General features: G+C 70.9%; 25 protein-coding genes and 1 pseudogene. 6 read left to right on the plus strand and 20 right to left on the minus strand.

Features of this window, described 5'->3' with window-relative positions:
• Positions 1-7 precede the first annotated feature (7 nt).
• Positions 8-511 carry a pyridoxamine 5'-phosphate oxidase family protein gene (locus tag AAHG09_RS24530; protein ID WP_342110131.1) on the minus strand — a complete coding sequence of 168 codons (504 nt, stop codon included), beginning with the start codon at positions 509-511 and terminating at the stop codon, positions 8-10.
• A gap of 177 nt (positions 512-688) precedes the next feature.
• Here AAHG09_RS24530 and AAHG09_RS24535 point away from each other — a divergent pair, with 177 nt between their 5' ends.
• Positions 689-949, plus strand: coding sequence for a hypothetical protein (locus AAHG09_RS24535; RefSeq protein ID WP_342110132.1), 261 nt, complete (start codon positions 689-691; stop codon positions 947-949).
• Positions 950-960: 11 nt separating this feature from the next.
• On the opposite strand, the gene AAHG09_RS24540 is transcribed toward AAHG09_RS24535, so the two are convergent.
• Positions 961-1,485, minus strand: coding sequence for a GNAT family N-acetyltransferase (locus AAHG09_RS24540; protein WP_342110133.1), 525 nt, complete (start codon positions 1,483-1,485; stop codon positions 961-963).
• Entirely contained in the window at positions 1,482-1,799 is a 318-nt protein-coding gene (locus tag AAHG09_RS24545; RefSeq protein WP_342110134.1) for a type II toxin-antitoxin system TacA family antitoxin, read from the minus strand. Before AAHG09_RS24545 ends, AAHG09_RS24540 begins: the two co-directional genes overlap by 4 nt.
• 168 nt (positions 1,800-1,967) lie before the next feature.
• Between AAHG09_RS24545 and apbC the strand changes: the two genes are divergently transcribed.
• Both apbC and mobA read left to right on the plus strand, forming a co-directional pair.
• A complete protein-coding gene (gene apbC / locus AAHG09_RS24550) occupies positions 1,968-3,116 on the plus strand; it encodes an iron-sulfur cluster carrier protein ApbC (RefSeq protein ID WP_342110135.1) in 1,149 nt (382 codons plus the stop codon).
• Positions 3,113-3,727 carry a molybdenum cofactor guanylyltransferase MobA gene (gene mobA, locus AAHG09_RS24555; RefSeq protein ID WP_342110136.1) on the plus strand — a complete coding sequence of 205 codons (615 nt, stop codon included), beginning with the start codon at positions 3,113-3,115 and terminating at the stop codon, positions 3,725-3,727. The genes apbC and mobA overlap by 4 nt, the downstream gene beginning before the upstream one ends.
• Here the strand turns inward: mobA and AAHG09_RS24560 are convergent.
• The 7 genes and pseudogenes from AAHG09_RS24560 to AAHG09_RS24590 all read right to left on the minus strand — a co-directional run bounded on the left by AAHG09_RS24560 (position 3,712) and on the right by AAHG09_RS24590 (position 9,720).
• A pseudogene (locus AAHG09_RS24560) lies at positions 3,712-4,035 on the minus strand (helix-turn-helix domain-containing protein). The gene mobA and the pseudogene AAHG09_RS24560 overlap by 16 nt on opposite strands.
• 61 nt (positions 4,036-4,096) lie before the next feature.
• Entirely contained in the window at positions 4,097-4,555 is a 459-nt protein-coding gene (locus AAHG09_RS24565; protein WP_010686120.1) for a peptidylprolyl isomerase, read from the minus strand.
• A gap of 78 nt (positions 4,556-4,633) precedes the next feature.
• Positions 4,634-5,131, minus strand: a complete 498-nt coding sequence (locus tag AAHG09_RS24570; protein ID WP_342110137.1) for a hypothetical protein — start codon at positions 5,129-5,131, stop codon at positions 4,634-4,636.
• 7 nt (positions 5,132-5,138) lie between these two features.
• Positions 5,139-5,687, minus strand: coding sequence for a peptidylprolyl isomerase (locus AAHG09_RS24575; RefSeq protein ID WP_342110138.1), 549 nt, complete (start codon positions 5,685-5,687; stop codon positions 5,139-5,141).
• 17 nt (positions 5,688-5,704) lie between these two features.
• A complete protein-coding gene (coaD, locus tag AAHG09_RS24580; RefSeq protein WP_342110139.1) occupies positions 5,705-6,208 on the minus strand; it encodes a pantetheine-phosphate adenylyltransferase in 504 nt (167 codons plus the stop codon).
• 238 nt (positions 6,209-6,446) lie between these two features.
• Entirely contained in the window at positions 6,447-9,194 is a 2,748-nt protein-coding gene (gene gyrA, locus AAHG09_RS24585) for a DNA gyrase subunit A (protein ID WP_342110140.1), read from the minus strand.
• Positions 9,195-9,384: 190 nt separating this feature from the next.
• Positions 9,385-9,720 carry a hypothetical protein gene (locus tag AAHG09_RS24590; RefSeq protein WP_342110141.1) on the minus strand — a complete coding sequence of 112 codons (336 nt, stop codon included), beginning with the start codon at positions 9,718-9,720 and terminating at the stop codon, positions 9,385-9,387.
• Between the two features lie 214 nt (positions 9,721-9,934).
• Here AAHG09_RS24590 and AAHG09_RS24595 point away from each other — a divergent pair, with 214 nt between their 5' ends.
• Positions 9,935-10,804: a S49 family peptidase gene (locus AAHG09_RS24595; protein ID WP_342110142.1), complete on the plus strand. Its 870-nt coding sequence runs from the start codon at positions 9,935-9,937 to the stop codon at positions 10,802-10,804.
• A gap of 175 nt (positions 10,805-10,979) precedes the next feature.
• Here the strand turns inward: AAHG09_RS24595 and AAHG09_RS24600 are convergent, their stop codons facing one another.
• Together AAHG09_RS24600 and AAHG09_RS24605 are read right to left on the minus strand one after the other, a co-directional pair.
• Entirely contained in the window at positions 10,980-12,698 is a 1,719-nt protein-coding gene (locus tag AAHG09_RS24600) for a methyl-accepting chemotaxis protein (protein ID WP_342110143.1), read from the minus strand.
• 96 nt (positions 12,699-12,794) lie between these two features.
• On the minus strand, positions 12,795-13,664 hold the full coding sequence (locus AAHG09_RS24605) for an NAD(P)-dependent oxidoreductase (protein WP_342110144.1): 870 nt from the start codon (positions 13,662-13,664) through the stop codon (positions 12,795-12,797).
• Positions 13,665-13,774: 110 nt separating this feature from the next.
• On the opposite strand from AAHG09_RS24605, the gene AAHG09_RS24610 reads away from it, so the two are divergent.
• Together AAHG09_RS24610 and AAHG09_RS24615 are read left to right on the plus strand one after the other, a co-directional pair.
• A complete protein-coding gene (locus AAHG09_RS24610; RefSeq protein ID WP_342110145.1) occupies positions 13,775-14,797 on the plus strand; it encodes a P1 family peptidase in 1,023 nt (340 codons plus the stop codon).
• A gap of 125 nt (positions 14,798-14,922) precedes the next feature.
• Positions 14,923-15,189 (plus strand): GCG_CRPN prefix-to-repeats domain-containing protein, encoded by a 267-nt coding sequence (locus tag AAHG09_RS24615; RefSeq protein ID WP_342110146.1) that lies wholly within the window; start codon positions 14,923-14,925, stop codon positions 15,187-15,189.
• A 127-nt stretch (positions 15,190-15,316) separates the two neighbouring features.
• Here the strand turns inward: AAHG09_RS24615 and AAHG09_RS24620 are convergent, their stop codons facing one another.
• From AAHG09_RS24620 to AAHG09_RS24655, 8 genes are all read right to left on the minus strand, one after another.
• Positions 15,317-15,598 carry a hypothetical protein gene (locus tag AAHG09_RS24620; protein ID WP_342110147.1) on the minus strand — a complete coding sequence of 94 codons (282 nt, stop codon included), beginning with the start codon at positions 15,596-15,598 and terminating at the stop codon, positions 15,317-15,319.
• Positions 15,595-17,973, minus strand: coding sequence for a response regulator (locus AAHG09_RS24625; protein WP_342110148.1), 2,379 nt, complete (start codon positions 17,971-17,973; stop codon positions 15,595-15,597). Before AAHG09_RS24625 ends, AAHG09_RS24620 begins: the two co-directional genes overlap by 4 nt.
• A gap of 51 nt (positions 17,974-18,024) precedes the next feature.
• Complete coding sequence (gene rarD / locus AAHG09_RS24630) at positions 18,025-18,921, minus strand: EamA family transporter RarD (protein ID WP_342110149.1); 897 nt, start codon at positions 18,919-18,921, stop codon at positions 18,025-18,027.
• Positions 18,922-19,031: 110 nt separating this feature from the next.
• The gene (locus tag AAHG09_RS24635; protein ID WP_342110150.1) at positions 19,032-20,564 is read right to left on the minus strand and encodes a methyl-accepting chemotaxis protein; all 1,533 of its coding nucleotides are present in this window, start codon (positions 20,562-20,564) and stop codon (positions 19,032-19,034) included.
• A 472-nt stretch (positions 20,565-21,036) separates the two neighbouring features.
• The gene (locus AAHG09_RS24640) at positions 21,037-21,639 is read right to left on the minus strand and encodes a pyridoxamine 5'-phosphate oxidase family protein (RefSeq protein ID WP_342110151.1); all 603 of its coding nucleotides are present in this window, start codon (positions 21,637-21,639) and stop codon (positions 21,037-21,039) included.
• Entirely contained in the window at positions 21,636-21,968 is a 333-nt protein-coding gene (locus tag AAHG09_RS24645; RefSeq protein ID WP_091715611.1) for a lipid-A-disaccharide synthase N-terminal domain-containing protein, read from the minus strand. Before AAHG09_RS24645 ends, AAHG09_RS24640 begins: the two co-directional genes overlap by 4 nt.
• Complete coding sequence (locus tag AAHG09_RS24650) at positions 21,962-22,729, minus strand: glycosyltransferase family 2 protein (RefSeq protein ID WP_342110152.1); 768 nt, start codon at positions 22,727-22,729, stop codon at positions 21,962-21,964. Before AAHG09_RS24650 ends, AAHG09_RS24645 begins: the two co-directional genes overlap by 7 nt.
• Positions 22,726-24,459 (minus strand): ArnT family glycosyltransferase, encoded by a 1,734-nt coding sequence (locus tag AAHG09_RS24655; RefSeq protein ID WP_342110153.1) that lies wholly within the window; start codon positions 24,457-24,459, stop codon positions 22,726-22,728. Before AAHG09_RS24655 ends, AAHG09_RS24650 begins: the two co-directional genes overlap by 4 nt.
• Between the last annotated feature and the right edge of the window lie 82 nt (positions 24,460-24,541).

Raw genomic sequence — 24,541 nt, forward strand, 5'->3', positions numbered from 1 at the left:
CGGAGGCTCAGCCCAGATCGACCTTCTTGGTCTCGGTCTTCGGGCTCTCGCCGGTGAGCGAGGCCTTCACGTAGCCGTAGAGGTGCAGCATCGTGCTGTTCGGGCTGTCCCAGTACTCGCCCTTTTCCGGATGGACGCGGATCAGCGCGACCTCGGGATCGTTCTTGCCGTTGGGGAACCAGGTCTTCAGGCTCTCATTCCACTTGGCGTCGATGATCGACTGGTCGCGGACGATCTCGGCCTTGCCGGCCACCGAAACGTAGGTCTGGCTCGACGGGTCGGAATAGGCGAGGTTGATCTGGTTGTCCTTGCTGATCTCGGCCGTCTTGGGCGAGTGCAGCTTGGTGAAGAACCACAGGTCGCCGTTCTCGTCGGCGTCGTTGTTCCACATCGGGCGGCTGTTGAGCGTCCCGTCGGAATCGACGGTGGTCATCATGGCGATCTTCACGTCCTTGATGAGCTCGAACAGCTTCTTCGCGCCCTCGTGGTCGCGGTGGTTGCCCTGATGCATGAATCTGGTCTCCTGATCGTCGGTCCCGGCGGTGAGTCCCGCGGGGCGCGGATGCGCCCCGGAGGGCTCCCCGCCGGAAGGGTGCCCCGACAACGGATCAATCCCCCGTTGGTTCAGCTTGCGCGTGCAGAGACGGAGGTTCGTGTGACGCAGTCGTGGGCGAGGCGCCGTGCAGGGATGCTGCTGGCCTTGGGTGCGCTCACCCTCTCGATCCTGTCGGCGAGAGCCGAGGTCCGGTTCGGCCCCGGCGTGCGCATCGGCGGCCACGACTTTTCCGATCGGCGCACCGGCAGCGTCCATATCGAGCGCGTCGAGCGGCTGCGCGGTCCCCTCGGCTGCCGGCACGTCCGCCACGGCATGTACCGGCGCGGCGACGGGACCGTCGTGCGCGGGCCGATGGAGGAATGCAATCTGATCGCGAAGCCGCCTGCGCAGTAGCAATCGGTCCGCTAAGAACCTGTCCGTGCGAACAGCGCCTCGATCTCAGCCATCGGCTTGAACAGCCGATTCGACAGATCGGGCAAGCGCATGAACTCGTGCCGCTCGTAGAACCGGACTGCGGCGGCGTCCTTCGCATCGACGATCACCGCCAGAGAGGCCGTCTCACTTCTGAGGCAACGCCGCAGCGCGTCGAGGAGGAGCAACGTACCGAAACCCTCACCGCGCCGCCCTTCATCGACCGCCAACCGACCGAGCAGCGTTGCGGGCAGCACGGGATAGCGCGGCAGCTTCTTGACGAGGGCTGCCGGCAGATCGGCCGCCTGGATTGCAGTGTTCGAGAGCGTGTAGAAGCCGATCACCGCAGGCGACGGTGGCTTTAACAAAACGTAAGGCGCCGCCACATGGCGGCGCGCGTCCTGTCCGGCCTGCACACGGAGGTAGCGGTCCAGCGCCTCGACGCCGCAGGAGAAGCAGGATCGCTCGTGCTGCGCCGGGTCGAGGACGGTGATGACCGGCTTCGCCGTGCCGCTCACGGCCCGCTGTCACCCATCCGCGTCTTGAAAGCGGCGACCCGCTCCCGCATTCGCCGGCTCGGTTCGCGGGGCTGGAGCAAGGCTTCTACGAAGGCACGAGAATCCCGCGCACTCAGCTCGATCATCGCGTGTTCGGCGATCGTGCGCTTGGCGGCATCCTGAACGCTGGTCAGGACAAAATCGGTAAGACTGCGCCCTTCGAGCGCGGCGGCGCGCGTGATCAGCGCCTTCTGTTCGGCCGTGATGCGAGTCTCAAGCCGTTCGCCGCGGCGTCTGGGCGTCCGCCCACCATCCGATCGTTCCGCGTTCGCCATTGGCGCTCCCATCGTGAAGCCGAATGTACGGCCATCGGCCGGCCATTTCCAGCGGCTGTCGCCTCGTTTGCCAACCGCCTCCGACGTGAGTTGCGGTTCGGGTCTGGTGTTCTGGGCAGGCTTGGTTACATGCACGGGTATACCTGCTTGCCCCGGTGGAGAACGATTTTGGCGATCACCCGCGACGATGTGCTGAAGGCGCTGGCCGACGTCACCGTCGATGCCGCCGGCACCACCCTGCCCGGCTCGGGGCGGCTCTCTCAGGTCGTCGTCGACCCGAACAACCGGGTGATGTTCTCGATCCTGGTCGATCCCAGCGAGGCCGAGCGGTTCGAGCCGGTGCGGCGCCAGGCCGAGGGCCGTGTCCTCCAGATGTCGGGCGTCTCGGGTGTGTTCGCGAGCCTCACCTCCGAGCGGAACCAGAGCCATCCAGCCCAGAGCAGCGCCGCCCCCCGGCCCGTGAGCCCGCCGCCGGTCGCCCCGCCCCGACCCGGCGCGCCGCCGAACCAGGGTCCGCAGATCGCCGGCGTGCGCCACATCGTGGCGGTCGCCTCCGGCAAGGGCGGCGTCGGCAAGTCGACCACCGCCTGCAACCTCGCGCTCGCCCTCCAGGCGCAGGGGCTGAAGGTCGGCCTCCTCGACGCCGACATCTACGGCCCGTCCGTACCGAAGCTGTTCGGCCTCTCGGGCAAGCCCAACGTCGTCGACAACAAGGCCATGGAGCCGATGGTCGGCTACGGTCTCAAGGTGATGTCGATCGGCTTCCTGATCGAGCCCGAGACGGCGATGATCTGGCGCGGCCCGATGGTGCAATCGGCCATCACCCAGATGCTGCGCGACGTGCTCTGGGGCGAACTCGACGTGCTGCTGGTCGACATGCCGCCCGGCACCGGCGACGCGCAGCTCACCATGGCGCAGGCGACGCCGCTCTCCGGCGCCGTGATCGTCTCGACCCCGCAGGACCTCGCGCTGATCGACGCGCGACGCGGCGTGACCATGTTCAAGAAGGTCGCGGTGCCGATCCTCGGCGTGATCGAGAACATGGCGACCTTCGTCTGCCCGAATTGCGGCCACGCCTCGCACATCTTCGGCCATGGCGGCGCGCGGAACGAGGCGCAGCGCCTCGGCGTGCCGTTCCTCGGCGAGGTGCCGCTGAACATGACGATCCGCGAGACCTCGGATTCCGGCCGGCCGGTGGTCGCGACCGATCCGGACGGGCCGCACGCCAAGGTCTACCGCGACATCGCCGCCCAGCTCTGGGCGAACCTGTCGGGCGCGCCGGCCGGGCGGACGGCGCCGAAGATCGTGTTCGAGTGAGCCTGCCGTCGCCCGTCCTCGGCCTGATCCTGGCCGGCGGGCAGGCGCGGCGGATGGGCGGGGGCGACAAGCCGCTGTTGAGGCTTGGCGGTCGGACCCTAATGGAGCGGGTGGTCGAACGGCTCGGGCCGCAATGCGGGGCGGGACTGGCGCTCAGCGCCAACGGCGACCCGGCGCGGTTCGCCGGATTTCCGGGGCCGATCCTGCCGGATCCGCTGCCGGGTCAGCCGGGACCGCTCGCCGGTATCCTGGCTGGGCTGGAGTATGCCGCGGCTCACGGCGTCGCGCGGGTCGTCAGCGTGTCGGGCGATGCCCCCTTCCTGCCTGCTGATCTGGTGGCGCGGCTCCTTGCTGTCGCGTCGGAGACCGGCATTGCCCTCGCGGCCTCGGGGGAGCGGCAGCACTTCACGATCGCGCTCTGGCCGACGGCCCTGCGCGATGCGCTTCGGGATCATCTCGAACGCGGCGAGCGGCGCGTCGGCGCCTTCATCGCCCGCCACGGGGCCGCGGTGGCGTCCTGGCCGGTGGAGCCGATGGATCCGTTCCTCAACATCAACACGCCGGAGGATCTGGCGGCGGCGAACGTGCTCGGGTCTCAGATCAGGATCTGAAGTCCGTGCTTCCGGACGATCGTCAGGAGCTTGAGCGCCATGCCGCTGGGCTACTTTGCGCCCGTCTCCCACTTCTCGATCGTGCTCTCGCTGGTGTTGAGGGACCGGGCGAAAACCGGCTGGCTGATATTGAGGCTTTCGCGAAGCTGCTTGATCTGGGCCGGCTCGATCGCGGGTGGCGCCTTGAGGCACGCGTCGTTGGACCAGCGCATCGTAGCTCGATCGGTGATTACGGCTTCGTGGAGGGCCGCAGCGGTCGCGTGAATCGACGCGAAGGCGTCACTCTTGAATGCCTGCTTCATCGCCATCGCAGATCTCTGGATAGCCGAAGACCCGCGCGCCTCGCGAGGCGCGCGGGCAAACGGACGATCAGGCCGCCGCGACGGTCGCCTTCACGATCTTGTCCGGGGAGCGTGGCGGCTCGCCCTTGTTGATCGTGTCGACGACATCCATGCCTTCCACGACCTTGCCCCACACCGTGTACTGCTTGTCGAGGAAGCGGGCGTCGTCGAAGCAGATGAAGAACTGCGAGTTCGCCGAGTGCGGGAAGTTGGTCCGCGCCATCGAGCAGGTGCCGCGCACGTGCGGCTCGGCGTTGAACTCGGCCTTCAGGTCCGGCAGGTCGGAGCCGCCCGAGCCGGTGCCGGTCGGGTCGCCGGTCTGGGCCATGAACCCGTCGATCACCCGGTGGAACGGCACGCCGTCGTAGAAGCCCTGCGCGGCCAGCGTCTTGATGCGCTCCACGTGGCCCGGGGCGAGGTCGGGGCGCAGCGCGATCACGACGCGGCCCTTGGTGGTCTCCAGCACGATGGTTTCGTTGTCGGCCATGTGTTTAGTCCTTCCAGTTGGGGGGAAAATAGGGGCGCGCGCCGGATCCGGCCAGCGCCCGAACGGGGTCGCCGGCGCTCAGGCCGGCGGGCGGTAGACGAAGCGCAGCGCCACCGGGCGGCCCGCGATCGCCCGGCCGAGGCCCGTCGTGATGTGGGCCGGGGTGCAGCGTGCCAGGGCATCGAGCGTGCCACGCACGAGGGTCCCGCGCCGGTCGCCCGCGACGCCCGCCGCGTAGGTGATGCGCGGCGGGCCGATCAGGCTGCCGTCGCGCCGGAGGGCGAAGCGCGTGGTGATCTCGATGGCGTCGGCCCCTGCGTTCGGGCGGCCGAGCCCCGCCGGCACCTGCCAGCAGGCGGCGAGCGCCGGGTAGAGCTCGGCCAGGGTGTCGGCCGGCCGCGTCGCCATGCGGGACACCGGCACCGCGATCGTGGCCCGCAGGGTCTGCGGCAGGCTCAGCGGGTAACCGCCGCCGGGCTCGAAGGCGTAGCCGTAGAAGGGGCTCCCCTCGTAGGGCGCGGCGGTGGCCGGGCCCATGACCACGAGAAGGATCGCGACGGCGCGCCAGCCCGGCATGCGGCCGCTACTTGGCCTTCTCGGCCAGCGTCATGCTGACGATCTTGTCCGGGTCCTGAACGCTGCCGCCCGGCGCGCCGGGGGCGGCCTTCTTGATCTTGTCCAGCACGTCGAGCCCGTCGGTGACGTTGCCCACGATCGTGTATTGGCCGTTCAGGTTCGGCGCATCGGCGAGGCAGATGAAGAACTGGGAGTTGGCCGAGTTCGGATCCTGCGAGCGGGCCATGCCGACCGTCCCGCGGCGAAACTGGGCCGACTGCGAGAACTCGGCCGGGATGTTCGGCAGGCTGGAACCGCCGGTGCCATTGCCCTTCGGGTCGCCGGTCTGCGCCATGAAGCCGTCGATGACCCGGTGGAATTTCAGCCCGTTGTAGAAGCCCTGGGAGACCAGCGTCCTGATCTGCTTGACGTGCTTGGGCGCCAGGTCCGGCCGCAGCTCGATGGTGATCCGGCCATCCTTGGTCTGGAGATAGACCGTGTTGGCGTCGGCGGCCTGGGCCGCATTGACGGTGCCGAGCGTGAGGGCGAGCGCGAGGAGGGCGTGGCGTCGGTTCATCGGAGTCCTTTCAGGTATCAGCTGTTGGCGGCGAAGCGCTGCCGGAGGCGCGCGGCGACGGCGGCCGGCACGAAGGGCGAGACATCCCCGCCCATGCCGGCGATCTGGCGCACCAGCGTCGCGGTGATCGGGCGCGCCTGGATCGAGGCGGGCAGGAACACGGTCTGCACCTCCGGCGCCATGGCGCCGTTCATGCCGGCGAGCTGCATCTCGTAGTCGAGATCGGTGCCGTCGCGCAGGCCGCGGATGAAGATCGCGGCGCCGCAGCGCCGGGCGGCCGAGACCGCGAGGTCGTCGAAGGTGACGATCTCCAGGGACGCCCCCTCCTCAGCCGCCACCGGCCCGCAGGTCTCGGTGAGGAGCGCCGCCCGCTCCTCGGCGGAGAACAGCGGCGCCTTGCCGGGATGGACGCCGATGGCGATCACGAGGCAGTCCACCAGCCGGCAGGCTTGGCGGACCACGTCGAGATGGCCGTTCGTGACCGGATCGAACGAGCCGGCGTAGAGGGCAGTGCGGGTCATCGCGACCCGACCTAGAGCATTTTCGCGCCGGACGGAACCTGGGACGGAAGCGGGGTCATGGTGAGCCGCTGGCGCGGCGGTCTGTGCGCTGGGTCCCGGATCAGGTTCCGCTGCCGCTCCACCTGTCCGGGAAAGGGAGCGGTTCAGAATGAAACGCGACCCTTTTCCCGGGCGCATGAAGCGAAAGCGGAATGCGACCCGGGACCCAGCGCAGGAGACGCCGCGCAGCGGCGCCGCCTTACGCCTCCTCGCCGCCCTCCGGGCCGCCTTCCACGCCACCCTCGGCGGCGGCCTCGTCCTCGCCCTCGATATGCTCCACCGAGACGACCTTCTCGTCCTTGGCGGTGTTGAACACCGTCACGCCCTGCGAGGCGCGGCCGACGATGCGGATGTCGTCCACCGGCACCCGGATCAGCTGGCCGCCGTCGGTGACCAGCATGATCTGGTCCGAGGCCTCGACCGGGAAGGAGGCCACGAGGCTGCCGTTGCGGGCGTTGACCCGCATCGCCGTGATGCCCTTTCCGCCGCGTCCCGAGGTCCGGTACTCGAAGGACGAGGAGCGCTTGCCGTAGCCCCGCTCCGACAGGGTCAGCACGTATTGCTCAGCCGCCCCCATCTCGTTGTAGCGGTCGAGCGAGATCGCCGCCGCCTCGGCGCCGTCCTCGGCCTCCACCTCGGCGCCCTCCTCGGCCTCGCCGGTCACGGCGCGGCGCATCTTCAGGTAGCCGGCGCGCTCCTCCGCGGTGGCGTCGAAGGCATTGAGGATGGTCATCGAGATGACCTTGTCGTCCTTGCCGAGCAGGATGCCGCGCACGCCGGTCGAGTCGCGGCCCTTGAAGACGCGCACGTCCTCGACGGGGAAGCGGATGCACTGGCCGAGTGCCGTGGTCAGCAGCACGTTCTGGTCCGGCCGGCAGATCTCGACATGGACGATGTGGTCGCCCGGATCGAGCTTCATGGCGATCTTGCCGTTGCGGTTCACCGTGGTGAAGTCCGACAGCTTGTTGCGCCGGACATTGCCGGAGGCGGTCGCGAACATCACGTCGAGCGTTTCCCAGGAGGCTTCGTCCTCCGGCAGCGGCATGATCGTGGTGATGCGCTCGGAGGTGTCCTGCAATTGCAGGATGTTGACCAGCGCCTTGCCGCGGGCGTTCGGGGCGGCCATCGGCAGGCGCCAGACCTTCTCCTTGTAGGCCTGGCCCTGGCTGGAGAAGAACAGCACCGGCGTGTGGGTGTTGGCCACGAACAGGCGGGTGACGAAATCCTCGTCGCGGGTCGCCATGCCGGAGCGGCCCTTGCCGCCGCGGCGCTGGGCCCGGTAGGTCGAGAGCGGCACGCGCTTCACGTAGCCGGCATGCGACACGGTCACCACCATGTCCTCGCGGGCGATCAGGTCCTCGTCCTCGACGCTGCCGTCGAAGTCGACGATCTCGGTCCGGCGCGGGGTGGCGAATTGCTCGCGGACCTCGATCAGCTCCTGCTTCACGATGGTCTGGATGCGCACCCGCGAGCGCAGGATGTCGAGATAGTCGGCGATCTCGTCGGCGAGCGTCTTCAACTCGTCGCCCACCTCGTCGCGGCCCAGAGCCGTGAGGCGCTGCAGGCGCAGGTCGAGGATGGCGCGGGCCTGGGTCTCGGACAGGCGGTAGGTGCCGTCCTCGGCGACCCGGTGGCGCGGGTCGTCCACCAGGGCGATCAGCGGCGCGATGTCGTGGGCCGGCCAGTCGCGGGCCATCAGGGCCTCGCGGGCCGTATTCGGATCCGGCGAGGTGCGGATCAGGCGGATCACCTCGTCGATGTTGGCGACCGCGATGGCGAGGCCGCACAAGACGTGCGCCCGCTCGCGGGCCTTGCCGAGGAGGAACTTGGTCCGGCGGGAGACGACCTCCTCGCGGAAATCGACGAAGGCCTCGAGCAGGTCCTTCAGGTTCATCAGCTCGGGGCGGCCGCCGTTCAGCGCCACCATGTTGCAGCCGAAGGAGCTCTGCAGCGGCGTGAACCGGTACAGCTGGTTCAGCACCACGTCGGCCATGGCGTCGCGCTTGATCTCGACGACGATGCGCATGCCCGTCCGGTCGGATTCGTCGCGCAGGTCCGAGATGCCCTCGACGCGCTTCTCCTTCACCAGCTCGGCGATCTTCTCGACCAGCGTCGCCTTGTTCACCTGATAGGGGATCTCGGTGAAGATCAGCGCCTCGCGCTCCTTGCGCAGCTCCTCGACATGCGACTTCGCGCGCATGATCACCGAGCCGCGCCCCGTCGCGTAGGCCTGCCGGGTGCCGGCCCGGCCGAGGATCATGCCGCCGGTCGGAAAATCCGGGCCGGGCACGATCTCGGTCAGCTGTTCGATGGTCAGCCCCGGCTCGTCGATCAGCGCCACGCAGGCGTCGATCAGCTCGCCGAGATTGTGCGGCGGGATATTCGTGGCCATGCCGACCGCGATGCCGCCGGCACCGTTGACCAGCAGGTTCGGGAAGCGGGCCGGCAGGACGGTCGGCTCCTCGCGCGATTCGTCGTAGTTCGGCTGGAAGTCGACGGTGTTCTTGTCGATGTCGGTGAGCAGCGCGGTCGCGGGCTTGGCGAGGCGCGATTCGGTGTACCGCATGGCGGCCGGCGGATCGCCATCCACCGAGCCGAAATTGCCCTGCCCGTCGATGAGCATCAGGCGCATGGAGAAGTCCTGCGCCATCCGCACGAGGGCGTCGTAGATCGATTGGTCGCCGTGCGGGTGGTAGAGACCGATCACGTCGCCGACGATGCGCGCCGACTTGACGTATTTCCGCTCGGGCAGATGCCCGGATTCGAAGGCGGAGTAGAGGATGCGCCGGTGCACCGGCTTGAGCCCGTCGCGCGCGTCGGGAAGCGCCCGGCTCACGATCACGCTCATCGCGTAATCGAGGTAGGAGCGGCGCATCTCGTCGGTGATGGAGACGGGGCGGATGTCGCTGGCGGGCGGGGCTGCGCCAGTCGGATCGTTCTCGGCCAAGTCGGTTTCCGTTCTGATGCCCGGAGAGGCGATGCTCTCGGCCGCTCCCGGGTGGCGCACGACGCGCCGGAACGGCCTCTCGGAAGAGCAGTGATATCAGACGGTTAAATAAGGTTTTCCGAGGCCGTTCGCAAGCGCGCCGGCAGGCCCGCGGCCCGGCCGGAAAAGGCCGGGCCGCGGGTCGCTCGGCTCAGTAGAACGTCAGGTGACGGTGGCCCAGCGCGCGGCCGCGGACAGCGTGGTGCCGGTAGCCGTGATGGCGGTATCCATAGTGGCGGCGGTGCCCGTAGTGCCGATGCCAATGGTGGCGCCGGTGCCAGTGGTGACGGCGGTGATGCCAGTGGCGCCGCCAGTGATGGTGCCGGTGCCAGTGGCGCCGGTAGTGCCAGCGCGCGAGCTGCACAACCGGGGCGGGCGCTGCGGCCTCGGCGGTCGCCGGGACCGGAAGGGGCGCCGCGCGGGCGGGCGCGCCCGCCAGACCGCCGATCAGCGCGGCCAGGAGGACCAGGATAGGCCAGGGTCGCATCGTCTCTCTCCCGTGTTGGTGCCCGGATGAGCCTGCGGATCCGGGTCGGCGCGACGCGCGCCACCGCGAAGAACGGCCAAGGTCGGCGAACGGTTCGATCCACGGGACTGCGCAGACGCACCACCCTTGCTTGGGGTTAAGGAACGCCCAGTTTCCGGTAGACCGATCCGGGCCGTTCCCGCCCCGATTCCCAGCCGAGCCGCGTAAGATCCCCATGGCGTTTGCGTTGTCCGAGTCCCTCCGCGCCCTCCTGCCGCGCCGCTTCCGGGACCGCCGTCCGCGGGTCGCCGTGGTCCGGCTCTCAGGGACCATCGGGGCGGTCTCGCCGCTCCGCCCAGGTCTCTCGATCGGCGGCGTGGCGGGCAGCCTGGAGCGGGCCTTCGGGATGCCGGGGGTCAAGGCGGTGGCCCTCGTGATCAACTCGCCGGGGGGCTCGCCCGCGCAGTCGCACCTGATCCACCGCCGGATCCGGGCGCTGGCCGAGGAGAAGGGTCTGCCGGTGATCGCCTTCGTGGAGGATGTCGCGGCCTCGGGCGGCTACATGATCGCCTGCGCGGCCGACGAGATCGTCGCCGATCCGACCTCGATCGTCGGCTCGATCGGCGTGGTCTCGGCGGGGTTCGGCTTCCACGGCCTCTTGGAGAAGCTCGGCGTCGAGCGGCGGGTGCACACCCAGGGCGAGGCGAAGTCGATGCTCGACCCGTTCCGCCCGGAGGACCCGGCCGACGTGGAGCGGCTCAAGCGCATCCAGGCCGACGTGCAGGACCTGTTCACAAGCTTGGTGACGGCGCGGCGCCCGACCCTGTCGCAGGGCGAGAACCTGTTCACCGGCGCGGTCTGGACCGGCCGGCAGGCGCTGCCGCTCGGCCTCGTCGATGCGCTGGGCGACGTCCGCACGGTGATGCGGGCCCGGTTCGGCGAGAAGGTCGATCTCCGGCTCGTCGCCGAGGCCCGGGGCGGGTTCCTGTCCCGCCTGCTGCGCCGGGGCGGCGCGCCGGGCGGGATCGGTGCTGGGGCCGACCTTGCCGAGGGCGCGATGGCGGCGTTCGCGGAGCGCGCGGCCTTCGCCCGGTTCGGGCTCTGAACCGCGGGCGGGGGCTTTTTCGAAGGGTGCGATGGACCGCTCTGCGTGTGCGCCCCCAACCCTTACGTCCGGTCGCCGCTATGGAATGGTCCAGCTCAGCGCGTCCCCCCTCTCCCGCAAAGGGGGGGGGAGATCCGCGAATTAGCTTGCGCCTGCCCTCAATCGACGTTGCGCCTCAGGCCGCGACCTGCGCCAGGAAGCGCTCGATCTCGCCCTCCAGCTCGGCCGCGACCGTATCCACGGTCTGAGCCGCCTCGGTGACGGTGGCGGCCATCCGGGCGGAGCGCCGGGCGGCACCCGCCACCGTGGAGAGGCCGCTGGCGATCGCCTCCGTGGCGCCGGCCGTCTCGGCGACGTTGCGGGAGATCTCGGCGGTGGCCGCGCTCTGGGCGCTCACCGAGGCCGCGATGCCGCCCGTGGTCATGCTGACCGCGCGCATCCGCTCGCCCATCCGGCCGATCGCCGCCACGGTGGCCGCGGTGGAATTCTGGACGCCGGCGATCTGGCCCGAGATCTCCTGGGTGGCCTTGGCGGTCTGCTCGGCGAGCGCCTTGACCTCGGACGCCACCACCGCGAAGCCCCGGCCGGCCGTTCCCGCGCGGGCCGCTTCGATCGTGGCGTTGAGCGCCAGCAGGTTGGTCTGCTCGGCGATCTGGCGGATCAGGCCGACCACGGCGCCGATCCGGCCGGTGGCCTCGGCGAGGCCGCCGATCTCGGCGTTCATCGCGTCCGAATCGGCGCTCGCGGTGGCCACCAGCGCCTCGGCCTGGTTCAACTGCCCGCCAATCTCGCTGATCGAGGCCGAGAGTTCCTCGGCCGCGCTCGCCACGGTCTGGACGCTGGCCGAGGTCTCGTGCGAGCCCCGCTCGGTCTCGGCCACCGCGCCCTCGGCCTCGGCGGAGCTGGCCGCCATCTCGCCGGCCCGGTCGCGCATCGAGCCGGTGCTGGCGGTGAGCGCTCCCTTCAGCACGACCACCTGACCGCGGAACGCCTCGATGGCGCGGTCCAGCGTGGCGCGCCGCCGCGCCTCGTCGGCGGCACCGGCGCTCTGCAGGCCTTCGAGTTCCCGCGTCCGCAGGCCGGTCCCGCGCAGCACCTCCACCGACCGAGCCACCGCGCCGATCTCGTCGCCGCGCCCGGCATGGGGGATCGGCGATTCCAGATCGCCGGCCGCCAACCCTTCGATCCGGGTCGCGATCGCCGCGAAGGGGCGGAACAGGCGGGCCGCCGCGAAGCCCACCAGGGCGCAGGCCAGCGCCGCGATGACCAGGGCCGCGATGCCGAGGCTCGTCATGGTCTGCGCGTGGGCGTCGAAATACATCTCGATCGGCAGGCCGACGAACAGGATGCCGTTCACCGTGCCGGCCGTGTCGAAGGTCGGCTGATAGACCGTGTAGTATCGGCGGCCGAACAGCATGGCCGGCCCCTCGTAGGTCTTGCCGGCGCGCACGGCGGCCTGGGCCGGGCTGTCGGGGGCGAGCGCGGTGCCGACCGCGCGGGCGCCGTCCTCCCGGCGCACCGTCGTCTGGCGGCGCACGAAGCTGTCGGTCGCGGGTTCGAAGCTGAAGACCGTCGCCGTGCCGCCGGTATACGCGACGGCTTTGTCCACCACGGTCGTATCCGCGAAGCCCGAGAGGCTCGGCGTGGCGACCTTGGTGACCCGGGTGTCGGCGAGTTCCGTGGTCGCGCCCGGCAGCCGCTCGGCCAGGACCAGGGCGAGCGTCCGCAGGTTGCGCTCGCCGTTGGCGCGCTGGCGATCTTCCATCTGCGACCACGTCTGCCGCGAGACGGTGATCGAGATGGCGCCCGCGGTGAGGGACACCGCGAGCATCGCCAAGAGGATTACCTTCGTGGACAGGGACATCGCGCGTAGCGAGACGAGTCGGCGAAGCATGTGCTGGTATCCGCGCTTAAAGACGCGCGGACACTGTAACGTTTAATTGAATGGAGTCTTAAATTTCGTATTCTGGGTGAAACATCGTTCCCCGGTTCAACCCTGCCCTGCACGGCGTGCGGAAACCCGGGCGAGTGCGGCGAGGTCCTTCTCGCCGTCTCCGTGGCTGATCGCCTCGATCAGGCCGTCGCGCAGGACGCTGGCGAAGGGCATCGGGACGCCTGCGCCCTCGGCGGCCTGGAGGGCGAGCCGCACATCCTTGGCGCCGAGCTTGAGGACGAAGCCCGGCGGCTCGTAGCGGTTCTGGGCGATCGAGGCGCCGTAGCCCTTGTAGACCGGCGAGGCGAACAGGGTGTTGGTCATCAGGTCGAGGAAATCGGCGCCCGGCACCCCGTGGCCCTCGGTCAGGCTGCAGGCCTCCGCCATGGCCTCGATGGCCGAGATCAGCATGAAGTTGCCGGCGAGCTTGACGGCGTTCGCCCGCACCGGGTCCTCGCCGAACCGCCAAGTCTTGGCGCCCATGGCGTCGAGCAGCGGGCCGGCGCGGTCGATCTGGTCGGCCGCGCCGGCCGCCACGATGTTGAGCTTGCCCGCCTCGGCCACGTCGGGCCGGCCGAAGACCGGCGCCGAAATGTAGGGGACACCAGCCCGGTCGTGCACCGCGGCGAGCTGCTTGGCGAGCGCCACCGAGATCGTGCTCATGCCGATATGCACGCCCGGGCGCTCCGGCCGGTCGAGCAGGCCGCCGGCCACGATCACGGCTTCGAGGGCCGCGTCGTCGGCCAGCATGGTGATGACGGCCTCGCCCGCAAACGCCTCCGCGGCGCTCCCCACGGGGGTCACGCCCGCGATGCCCTTCGCGGCCTCCAACGAGCGGTTCCAGGCGCGGACCGTGTGACCAGCCCGCGCGAGGCTGGCGGCCATGGCCCGGCCCATCCGCCCCATTCCGATGAATCCGACGTCCATGGCGTGCTCCTCGATCCGGTCTGCCGCCCGCCCGACCGGAGAACCCGGTCGGGCGGTGCGTGGCGCCTGTAGGGATTTGCGACGATCGCCCGGCGTGGCAAGCTCCGCCGATGCTGCGGAATTGCATCACGGATATTCCCGGGCTGCGGGTCGGCCACGCGCGCGACCTGCGGATCGCCAGCGGCGTCACCGCGATCCTGTTCGATGACCCTGCGGTCGCCTCCGTGGACGTGCGGGGCGGCGGGCCGGGGACCCGGGAGACCGACCTGCTCGATCCGGAACGCACCGTGGAGCGGATCGACGCCCTGGTGCTGTCAGGGGGCTCGGCCTTCGGGCTCGACGCGGCGGCCGGCGTGACGGCGTGGCTCGCCGAGGCCGGGCGCGGCTTCCCCGTCGGCGGGATGCGGGTGCCGATCGTGCCCGGGGCGATCCTGTTCGATCTGCTCAACGGCGGCGACAAGGATTGGGGCCGCTACCCGCCCTATCGCGAACTGGGTTTTGAGGCCGCAGCGGCGGCGGCCACGGATTTCGAGCTGGGTTCCGTGGGGGCCGGGACCGGCGCGCGCACCGGGCGCCTGAAGGGCGGGATCGGCTCGGCCTCCGCGCTGGTGGCGGGCGCGGGGTTCCGGGTCGGGGCGCTGGTGGCGGTGAACGCCTTCGGCAACGCGACGATCGGCGACGGGCCGCATTTCTGGGCCGCGCCCTTCGAGGAAGGGAACGAGTTCGGCGGCCTGGGCTCACCGGCCCGGATCCCGGCCGACGCCCTCGCCTTCCCGGCCCGGGCGCTACCGGGCGCCGCCACGACGCTCGCCGTGGTGGCGACCGATGCGGCGCTGACCAAGGCCCAGTGCCGCCGCCTCGCGGTGGCGGCCCAGGACGGCCTCGCCCGCGCCCTCGTGCCGGCCCATACGCCCCTCGACGGCGATCTGGTCTTCGCCGCGGCCACCGGCGCGGTGCCGCTGCCCGATCCGGTGGTGGCGATGGCGCGCCTGGGCGATGCCGCCGCGCGGGTGCTGGCGCGGGCCGTGGCGCGGGGGGTGTTCTCGGCCCGGAGCCTGCCGGGCCACGTCGCTGCGCCGCCCCTGGCCTGGACGGGCCTGCCGCCGGCCTGGATCGACCGGTTCGGCCCCTGATCGGCAGACGGGGCGGTCGCTTGCGGAACGATGTGGGGAGACGGGTGTTTCCGGCCGCGGCCGAAGGCCGTGGCGCGGCTTGGTCAGCGCCGGGTCGCGACCTGGTTCAAACCGGAGGAACCCTCATGAGACTCACCGGCCTGATCATCACGGCGTCGATCGCGCTGTTTGCCGGCGGAGCCCAGGCGATGCCCGTGACGCCGCTCTCCGGCGGAGAGGCCGCGGTCGTGCTCGTCCGCGGCGGTTGCGGCTTCGGGGCGCATCGCGGTCCGTATGGTGGCTGCCGCCTGAATCGCGGGCCGCGCGGTGCGATCCGCCGCGCGATGACCGGAGCGCCCCGTGGCTGCCCGCCCAGCCTCTATCGCGGCCCACGCGGCTTCTGCCATCGCTGAGTGACGATCCTGGCGCCGCCCACGGCGGCGTCAGGCCGCCAACGCGCGATCGCGCCGGCATCACCCTGTCGCTGCCCGCAGGCTCACGGCAAACGGATCGCCGCGCTCTGTCCGCGAAAGCGAAGGCTCACACCTCGCCGCGCGCATCCGCGATCAGCTGCGCCAGCCCGGCATCGACCTCCTCGGCCAGCATCGTCCGCTCCACGTCGGTGAGATCCTTGGCCCAGGCGCCGCTGCCGAACCCGTCCGTGCAGCGGGCCCGCTCGGAGGCGATGTAGGCCTCGGTCTCTTCAGGGCGCGTCTTCATGGCGTGGACCATGCCGAACCACGCCGCGCGCTCGACGACCGCCAGACGCGCCCGCAGGCGGATCGCCACCGCCTTGTCGGGATCGATCGTATCGTCGCTCATGGCCTGTCCCCCGTCTCTTGCTCGGCGAGCCGCGCGATCAGGCCCTGGAGTTGTCCCGGCACCGGCTCGCTCGCCGAACGCGCGTAGAGCACCCGCAGTTGCCGGCCGATCTCCGCGAGGCTCATCGAGCCCTTGGCGATCACCCGGTCGGCCTGACGGGTCAGGCTCTCCTTCTCGGCGTGGGTGATCTCCTTGGCGGTGAGCACCACCACCGGCACGTCGCCGTCGGGCCGCGCACGCAGGGCCCGCAGGAAGCCAAACCCGTCCATCTCGGGCATCATCAGATCGAGGAGGATCAGGCTCGGCCGCGCTTCGTTCACCCGCTCCAGGGCGATCCGGCCGTTCTCGGCCTCGTCGACGATCCAGCCCTCGCGGCCGAGCGAGCGGCGCAGGCGCTCGCGGGCATCCGCGTCGTCATCCACCACGAGGATACGGGCCTCGTTCGGCGCCGCAGGCCGGTAGCGCTCCATCATGCCCTTGAGCCGGTCCCAGTCGATCGGCTTCACGAAATAGTCGGTGGCGCCGAGCGCCTGGCCGAGGCCCTGCTCGGCCACCACCGAGGTCATGATCACCGGCGTCCCGGCGAGGTCGGGGTCGTTGCGCACCGCGTGCAGCACCGCCCAACCGTCCATGCGCGGCATCTCGACGTCGAGCAGGATCGCCCGGGGCTTGAGCGCCCGGGCGAGCGTCAGCCCGGCGCGGCCGTCGTTGGCGCTGCGGACGTGGAACCCCTCGCGCTCCAAAAAGCGCTGGAGCAATTCCCGGGCGGCCGGATCGTCATCGACCAGCAGCACCGTCTCGTGCTCCTCGTGCGGCTCCACGGCGTGGGCCTCGGCCTCGGCGGGGGGCGTGTCCTCGGGGACGAGCGTCGCCGGCAGGCGGATCGTGAAGGTCGAGCCCGTCCCCGGCGTGCTGGTGACGCCGATATCGCCGCCCATCGTCCGGCAGAAGGCGCGGGTGATGGCGAGCCCCAGGCCCGTGCCGCCGAACTGGCGGGTGGTCGAGTCGTCCGCCTGCACGAAGCGCTCGAACAGCCGCCCGATCTGCTCCGCGCTCATGCCGATGCCGGTGTCGGCGATGGCGAAGGACAGCCAGTCGGCCCCCTCCTCCCGGTGGCGGCGCGCCGTGAGGGTGATGGTGCCCTGTTCGGTGAACTTGGCGGCGTTGCCGATCAGGTTCAGCAGGCACTGGCGGATCTTGGTCTGGTCCTGATGCATCGACCCGAGATCCGCCCCGTCCGCGTCGAGGACGAAGCGGTTGCCCTTCTTCTCCACCAGGGAGCCGGTGGCGTCGGACACGTCCTGCAGCAGGTCGGGGACGGCAAAGGTCTCCGCCGAGGCGGTCATGCGGCCGGCCTCGATCTTCGAGATGTCGAGCACGTCGTTGATCAGGGACAGGAGGTGGCGGGCCGCCGCCTCGATCTTGCGCAGGTCCGGCAGGAGGGCGGCCTGGCCGATATCCTCCAGCTCCTCGCCGAGCATCTCGGAATAGCCGATCACCGCCGAGAGAGGCGTGCGCAGCTCGTGGCTCATGTTGGCGATGAACTGGCTCTTGGCGCGGTTGGCCGCCTCGGCGGCCTGGCGCGCCCGGTCCACCGCCTCCTCGGCCTCCTTGCGCTCGGTGACGTCGACGCAGGTGCCGACCCATTCCCGCAGGGAGCCGTCCTCGGCCAGCACCGGCACGCCGCGCACCTCCATGGCGCGCCAGGCGCCGTCGCGGCGGCGCAGGCGATACTCGATCTCGTAGGTCTTGCGCGCCTCCACGCAGGCCGCCCAGGCATCGGCGGCCTGCGCCCGATCGTCGGGATGGACCGCGTCGAGCCAACCCCAGCCCTGGTAGGCCTCCTCGGTCTGGCCCGTGTAGATGCTCCAGCGGACCTGCGGCGGGGTCAGCTCGCCCGCCGCGTTGGTGTTCCAGATCACGGCCGCGGAGGCGTCGACCAGCGCGCGGAAGCGCTGCTCGGAATGGCGCAGGCGCTCCTCGATGGCGCGGCGGCCTGAGATGTCGGTGTTGGTCCCGTACCAGCGCAGGACCCGCCCGGATTCGTCGCAATGGGGGCGGGCCTTCGACAGGAACCAGCGGTAGACCCCGTCCCGGCCCCGCAGCGGGAACGTGTCCTCCCAGGAGGTCCCGAGGGCGATGGCGGCCTGATAGCGCCCGGTCACCGCAGCGACATGGTCGGGATGGTGGACGGTGCGCCAGCCCCAGCCGCGCATCTCCTCCAGGGTCGTGCCGGTATAGTCGTACCAGCGCTGGTTGTACCAGATGATGGTGCCGTCGGCCTCGGCGATCCAGGCGAGCTGCGGCAGCGTCTCGGCGAGGATCCGGTAGTCCGCGTCCGTGACGCGCGGTGCGCCGCCCTCACTCTCGCTCATCGGCTGCGCATCATCCTTCATCCGGCCCCCGTGGCCCCGTACCGGTATGCCTTATACACGCATTGCGTCCGGATCCGACGGCACCGGCGCGGTCGCGAGGGTGCGCCGGCCGCGGAGCGCATCGACCGTATAGAGGGCGAGCGCCACCCAGATCAGGGCGAGCATCAGGGCCCGGTGCGGCTCCACGCGCTCGCCATAGGCCAGCACGCTGAGGCCGAGCAGGCAGGTCGGGGCGACGTATTGCAGCAGGCCCAGCGTGGTCAGGCGCAGCCGCACCGCCGCGGCGGCGAACCAGATCAGCGGCAGGGCGGTGGTCAGCCCGGTGAGCATCAGGAGCGCGCGGCCCGTGGGCTCGGCGGGCAGGAACGGCTCGGGCGTGAGAACGAGCCACACGAGCGCCGGCGGCAGCAGCAGCAGCGTCTCGGACAGGAAGCCCACCAGCGCGTCGACTCCGACGATCTTCCGGATGAGCCCGTAGAGCGCGAAGCTCACGGCCAGCGACAGGGACATCAGCGGCAGCTCGCCGGCCCAGATCACCGCGATCCCGACGCCCGCGACCGCGATGGCGACGGCCGCGCCCTGCATCGGCCGCAGGCGCTCGCCGAGCACCACCCGCCCGAGCGCCACGCTGACCAGCGGGTTGATGTAGTAGCCGAGGCTCGCGTCGAGCAGATGCCCGCTGCTGACCGCGTAGAGATAGAGCAGCCAGTTCACGCCGATCATCGCGGCCGAGAGCAGAAGCAGGGCGTGCCGGCGGCGCAGGGGCAGCGGCAGGACGAGGCGGTGGCGCGCCGCCAGGATCAGTGCCAGCGTGCCGGCGAACAGGCTCGACCAGACGATACGCTCGGCCAGGATGTGGTTCGGGCTGTAGGCTCCGAGCAGCCGGAAGTGGACCGGGACCAGGAGGCCCCAGCTCAGATAGGCGGCGAGCGCGTAGACGAGGCCCACGTCGGTCTCCGGGGCGATCCGGTCGGGCGGCCGGGTGCCGGGGTTTAGCCTGGGCGGGGCGACGGCGTCAGGGGGACGGATGCAGGGCTGCCATCAGGCGGGCGGGGCTGTCACGCCGCGCGGATCGTGGCGAGGAAGCGCCGGACCTCGCCGCCGAGATCCTCCGACTGACGCGCCAGCGCGGCGGTGGCGGCCAGGACCTGGCCGGCCGCCGCACCGGTCGCCTCCGAGGCCTCGGCCACGCCCACCATGTTGCTGGTGACCTCGCTGGTGCCGGTGGCGGCCTGGGCGACGTTGCGCACGATCTCCTGTGTCGCCGCCCCCTGCTGCTCCACCGCGGCCGCGATCGTGGTCGCAACCGCGTCGATCTCGCGGATCCGCGCCGTGATCGTGGCGATCTGCGAGACGGCCTGCCCGGTCGCCCCCTGGATGCGGCCGATCTGCGCCGTGATCTCCTCCGTCGCCCGGGCCGCCTGGGCGGCGAGGCCCTTGACCTCCCCGGCCACGACCGCGAAGCCGCGGCCTGCCTCGCCGGCGCGCGCGGCTTCGATGGTGGCGTTCAGCGCCAGCAGGTTGGTCTGGCCGGCGATAGCCGCGATCAGCTCGACGACGGTGCCGACCTTGCCGGCTGCGGCGCTGAGGTCCTGTACCAGGGCGGCGGTCCGGTCGGCCTCCGAGACGGCGTTCTGCGCGAGCGTGGCGGAGCCGCTGACCTGCCGGCTGATCTCGAGCACCGAGGAGCCCAGCTCCTCGGCGGCGCTCGCCACCGTGTTGACGTTGGTGGCGGCCTCCTCGGCGGCGGCCGCCACGGTGGTAGACCGGTCGGCGGTCCGCGCGGCGGTGTCGGTCATGGTCCGGGCGGTCGCCTGCAGGGTGGCGATCGACGCGGAGACGAGGCCGATGATCCGGCCGACCGTGCCCTCGAAGCCGTCGGCGAAGGCCATCAAGGTCCGGCTGCGATCGGCGGCGGCGGCTTCGTCGATCAGACGCTTGGCGTCCGCCTGCTCGGCCGCGTTGCGGGAGACCAGGGCCTTGATGCCCTCCACGGCCTTGCCGATGGCGCCGATCTCGTCCGTGCGCCGCGCCTCCAATATTTCGGTCTCCAGCTTCCCGGCCGCCATGCCCTCCAGGGCGACCGTCAAGCGGCCGAGGGGGCGCGTGACGCCGAGATTGACAAGCAGCAGGCCGACCAGGATGCTGACTGCGATGCCGGCCGCCGAGGAGCCGATCACCCAGACCAGCATCGTCCGGGTGTCCGCGTCGAGCGTCCCGGCGCCGTTCTGGATCGCCGCGGCCAGATCCTCCGCGAAGGCGTCGATCTCGGTGAACAGCGTCTTCTGGACAGGATCCACCTTCTTGTGCGCCAGGGTCAGGGCCTGGGCGCTCATGCCCTTCTTGACCATGGCGCACATCTCGCCGGTGAGCTTGGCGTAGGTGTCGAGCAGCGCCGCGATCCGCTCGGTCCGGTCGTGGAACGCCGCCGGGGCGTTCCGGCGTACGCCGTCGATCAGCTTGCCGGCCTCGGCCGGGAGCGGCTCGAAGGCGGCGCCGATCCGGTCCGACTCATCCGGATCGGCCTCGCCGAGGGCTCGGAAGGCCACGTAGCTCATCTGATAGACGGTGCGTCCAAGGCGTGCCGCCATTGTAGCGGCCGTGGCATCGTTCTCGAGATAAGCGCTGTAAGTTGTGTCCATCGCTATCATGCGCTTGGAGATATAGTACAGATAACCGACCGAATTCGCGGCGATGAAGGCGAAGGCGAATGCAATTTTCAGCGATAGGGAATTTCTGACAAAACGATTCACGGTCAAGTCTCCAAGACCGGGGCTGCTTACATCTACGAGCTTTACGGAGTCGATAAGAATTTTGCATGCAGATGCTTATTTGGAGCGCGATGGGACAGGATCGAACCGTTTCCCATCGCAGGTCGTCTATCTGCTGATGTATGTATCTTCTGGTCGGTCGTGTTTCCCTGGGCCGTAAGATCTCAGGAGAAGTCCATGAGGCCGCGGTACACGAATCGGATCTGTTGAAAACGCGTTCGACCGACCGAGCCCTGGCCTTGCCGTGGCGCGGCACCCGTGCCGCCAACGGGGCCACCCGCAGGCAAAGCGATCAGGGCGCGAGCCAGTCCCCATGCCAATCGGCCTCGCGCCGGTGCCACGCCGCCCGGCGATGGCCGCGGCGGTCGAGATAGAGGAACTCCAGCCGCTCGGCCCGGACCAGAACGGCGGCGAAATGCGGCCGGCCCGTTATCGCGGCGGCGGCCTCGTCCGGCAGGGTGTAGGCATCCCCCGCCGGGAGCGTGGTGCCGGGGGCGGGCTCCGATCCGTAGCAGACCCGGCTCATCGCCCGGGACCCGGCCCAGGCGGCCTCCGCCACGGCATCGTCGGTGTGGAGGGCGGCGCGGCCCTCGACGCGGATCTGGACCTTCGCGGCCGCATCGTACGCCATGAGCGCGCAGGCCGGGTTTGCGGCGATCTCGGCCGCCTTGTCGGAGCGGCGGTCGCAGTGGAACCGGAGGGTGCCGGCCGCGGGATCGGCTTCGCGGAGCACGACGGTGCGCAGCCGCGGTGTACCGTCCGCCCCGAGGGTCGCCAGGGCCGGCAGGTGGAATCCGCTGCGCCCCAGGGCGGCGCCCTCCGCCAGGAGCCGCCAGAGTTCGGCGAAGCTGGCGTCGCGGTCGCCGTAGAAGGCCGGCAGCGGCGCGCGGGTCATGCCCCGCTCCGCCTGCGGCGGCGTTCGCGGAAGATCAGCGCGAGGTTGCGCAGGTAGATGCCGGTGGACAGGCCCTGGCCGATGATGATCACCGGCTCGCGCCGGACGAAGCCGTAGACCAGGGTCATCAGCCCGCCGAGGATCGACAGGAACCAGAAGGACAGCGGCATCACGCTGCGCCCGGCCCGCTCGCTGGCGATCCATTGCAGGATGAAGCGTGAGCCGAACACCACCTGGGCGACGATGCCGAACACCAGCCAGAAATCCATCCGGGTGACGAACACGTCGTAGAAGTAGTCGGGCAGATCGTGGGCGAGCTGGATCAGCATCCGACGTCCTGGTCTGCCGGTGGGCCGGCCGGCGGGGCGATCTCGTCCGGGCGCGGATCGGAGCGCTTGCGCCGGATCAGCCACCAGACGCCCGCGAGGTCGAGGAGCCCGACCCACAGGCGGTCGAACAGCCCGTAGTTCGATACGCCGGTCAGGCGCGGCCGGTCGACCACGTCGCGGTGGACCACGGCAAACCCCTCCCGCGCCACGAGCGCCGGCATGAACCGGTGCAGGGCGTCGAAATAGGGCAGCCGCAGGTAGACGGCGCGGCGGAAGACCTTGAGGCCGCAGCCGGTGTCGCGGGTGGAATCCTTCAGGATGCGCCCGCGCACGCCGTTGGCGATCCGCGACTGGAGCATCTTGAACGGCCCGTCCTTGCGTCCGCGCCGCTGGCCCTGGGCGAGCCCGGCCCGGGGGCCGGCCTCGTCGAGGGCGGCGAGCAGGACCGGGATGAAGGCCGGATCGTTCTGGCCGTCGCCGTCGAGGGTCGCCACGGTCTCGCCCCGGGCCGCCAGGACGCCGCTGCGCACGGCGGCGGACTGGCCGCCGCCGGTCGTATGGCGCAGAACCCGGAGCCAGGGCCGCCCCAGCCGCGCCGCCGCCAGTGCCGCCGGGGTGCCGTCGGTGGAGGCGTCATCGACGCAGATCAACTCGAAGGCGAGGCCCGCGCAGGCAGCCTCGATCTCGGCGACGAGCGGCGCGACGTTGCCGGCTTCGTTGCGCATCGGCACGACGATGCTGAGACGGAGGGCCTCGCTCACCGGGCCACCCCGTAGGCTGTCACGAAGATCCGCCGGCCGGTGTTGAGGTTGAAGCCCTCGACCTCGGCCATCGGCGCGGGCGCCCCGCGGCCGACCGGCCAGGCGGCGTTGAAGTCGTCGCGGTCCCGGGCCTCGACGAACAGCAGCCGACAGCCGCCCCCCTCCAGAAACTGCCGTGCCGCCGGCCCGTCCGGTGGTAGGGCGAGGCCGGTGCCGATCAGGAAGACGAGGCTCGGCTCGCGATAGCCGAGGCTCGCCACCGCGGGGTTCGCGCAGGGCATCCGGTCGCGCAGGGCGGCGAGGCGCGGCGAGACCTTGAGGGCCGGCAGCGAACGCTGCGCCACGCCCAGCACAGCCGGCCCGAGGAGGCAGGAGGCCAGCACGCCGAGCACCAGAGCGCGCTCGGCCGATCCCTCCACAGGCCCTCGGGCGAAGGCCAGCCACGCGAGGCCCGCCACCGCGCAGGCGGCGGCGAGCAGCGGCAGGGCCGGCCAGGGGAGCGTGTGGCTGTCGAGGCGCCAGCCGACGACGCACAGGCCGATGCTCAGGGCCACGGGGATCGCCGGCACCAGCAAAACAGTCAGGCGCGCGCCCCGCAGCCGGGGATCGAGCGCCCCCCGCGACAGGGCCAGCACGGTGAGGATTGCGAGCCACGGCATCAGCGGCAGGACGTAGTGGGGCAGCTTGGTGGGCACCGCCTCGAAGATCAGCCAGGCCGGCAGGACCGTGGCGATCAGGAACGCGAGGGCGGGCTCGCGCCGGGCCCGCCACGCGAAGGGCAGGCTCATCGCCGCGAAGGCGGCGCCGGGCCAGAAGGTGGCGAAGAACGCGAGCGTGTAGGCCCCCGGCGGTCCCCAGTGCCGCTCGGCCGCGCCGCCGACCTTGCCGAGCATGTCGTGCCCGATCGCCTCGGCGTAGAAGGCGCCGCCGCTCTTCCACGCGATGGCGGCGAACCAGGGCGCGACCAGCGCGCAGGTCAAGGCGAGGCCCGGAAGCGGTCGCAGGGGCAGCAGCCAGCGCCCGGAGCGGGCGACGATCGACAAGGCGACAGCCGGCAGGCCGACGAACAGCGGGACCATCGGCCCCTTCACGAGGATGCCCAGCGCCATCCCGAGCCAGAAGGCCGCGAAGACCGGACCCGAAGGGGTTCGGCCCGCGCGCGCGGCCAGCCACGTCCGGGCGAGCGCCCCGAGGCTCGCCGTGGCGCAGGCCGCGAGCAGCGCGTCGGTCTTGGCGAGGTGCGCCTCGGCATTGAGCATCAGGCAGGCGCCGTAGAGGGCGGCGGCGAGAAGCGCGCCACGGCGGGGCAGGAAGGCGAGCGCCGCCCAATAGGCGAGCAGCACCGAGGCCGTGGCGCCGATCAACGAGGGGATCCGGTACAGGGCGATCTGCGTGCGGGCGTCCGGCACGCCGAGCGCCTCGCCGGCCGCTACCGCGGCGGCCTGGGCCCAGTAGATCCCCACCGGCTTCTTGTTCCGCGCCTCGCCCTGGAAGCGGATGTTCACGAGGTCGCCGGTCTCCAGCATCTGCTTGGAGGCCTGGGCGAAGCGCGGCTCGTCGCGGTCCATCGGCTGCAGCGAGATCTGGCCGGGCAGGAATACGGTCAGGCAGAGCGCCAGCAGGGCCGCGACGGCCCGGGCATGGGTCAGGCTCAGCGCGTCGAGCCCGCGGCCGATCCGGTCGGCGGGGGCGAGGCGCGCGGTGCCGCCGGCGGATAGGCTCGTGGTCATGGCCCAGCCGGTCAATCAGGATCGCGCGGGAAGGTCAAATGCACCCGGTCTCTTGGGGGGCGGTGAGCCGTATTGGGAGCGG

This window comes from Methylobacterium guangdongense, assembly GCF_038442355.1.
In the GTDB taxonomy this organism is placed as follows: Bacteria; Pseudomonadota; Alphaproteobacteria; order Rhizobiales; family Beijerinckiaceae; genus Methylobacterium; species Methylobacterium guangdongense.

Bases quoted from the DNA above. Each gene is read 5' to 3' on its own strand.
- AAHG09_RS24530 (WP_342110131.1), bottom strand. From the start codon at position 511: ATGCATCAGGGCAACCACCGCGACCACGAGGGCGCGAAGAAGCTGTTC.
- AAHG09_RS24535 (WP_342110132.1), top strand. From the start codon at position 689: ATGCTGCTGGCCTTGGGTGCGCTCACCCTCTCGATCCTGTCGGCGAGA.
- AAHG09_RS24545 (WP_342110134.1), bottom strand. From the start codon at position 1,799: ATGGCGAACGCGGAACGATCGGATGGTGGGCGGACGCCCAGACGCCGC.
- AAHG09_RS24565 (WP_010686120.1), bottom strand. From the start codon at position 4,555: ATGGCCGACAACGAAACCATCGTGCTGGAGACCACCAAGGGCCGCGTC.
- AAHG09_RS24570 (WP_342110137.1), bottom strand. From the start codon at position 5,131: ATGCCGGGCTGGCGCGCCGTCGCGATCCTTCTCGTGGTCATGGGCCCG.
- AAHG09_RS24575 (WP_342110138.1), bottom strand. From the start codon at position 5,687: ATGAACCGACGCCACGCCCTCCTCGCGCTCGCCCTCACGCTCGGCACC.
- coaD (WP_342110139.1), bottom strand. From the start codon at position 6,208: ATGACCCGCACTGCCCTCTACGCCGGCTCGTTCGATCCGGTCACGAAC.
- AAHG09_RS24590 (WP_342110141.1), bottom strand. From the start codon at position 9,720: ATGCGACCCTGGCCTATCCTGGTCCTCCTGGCCGCGCTGATCGGCGGT.
- AAHG09_RS24595 (WP_342110142.1), top strand. From the start codon at position 9,935: ATGGCGTTTGCGTTGTCCGAGTCCCTCCGCGCCCTCCTGCCGCGCCGC.
- AAHG09_RS24600 (WP_342110143.1), bottom strand. From the start codon at position 12,698: ATGCTTCGCCGACTCGTCTCGCTACGCGCGATGTCCCTGTCCACGAAG.
- AAHG09_RS24605 (WP_342110144.1), bottom strand. From the start codon at position 13,664: ATGGACGTCGGATTCATCGGAATGGGGCGGATGGGCCGGGCCATGGCC.
- AAHG09_RS24610 (WP_342110145.1), top strand. From the start codon at position 13,775: ATGCTGCGGAATTGCATCACGGATATTCCCGGGCTGCGGGTCGGCCAC.
- AAHG09_RS24615 (WP_342110146.1), top strand. From the start codon at position 14,923: ATGAGACTCACCGGCCTGATCATCACGGCGTCGATCGCGCTGTTTGCC.
- AAHG09_RS24620 (WP_342110147.1), bottom strand. From the start codon at position 15,598: ATGAGCGACGATACGATCGATCCCGACAAGGCGGTGGCGATCCGCCTG.
- AAHG09_RS24625 (WP_342110148.1), bottom strand. From the start codon at position 17,973: ATGAGCGAGAGTGAGGGCGGCGCACCGCGCGTCACGGACGCGGACTAC.
- AAHG09_RS24635 (WP_342110150.1), bottom strand. From the start codon at position 20,564: ATGGCGGCACGCCTTGGACGCACCGTCTATCAGATGAGCTACGTGGCC.
- AAHG09_RS24640 (WP_342110151.1), bottom strand. From the start codon at position 21,639: ATGACCCGCGCGCCGCTGCCGGCCTTCTACGGCGACCGCGACGCCAGC.
- AAHG09_RS24645 (WP_091715611.1), bottom strand. From the start codon at position 21,968: ATGCTGATCCAGCTCGCCCACGATCTGCCCGACTACTTCTACGACGTG.
- AAHG09_RS24655 (WP_342110153.1), bottom strand. From the start codon at position 24,459: ATGACCACGAGCCTATCCGCCGGCGGCACCGCGCGCCTCGCCCCCGCC.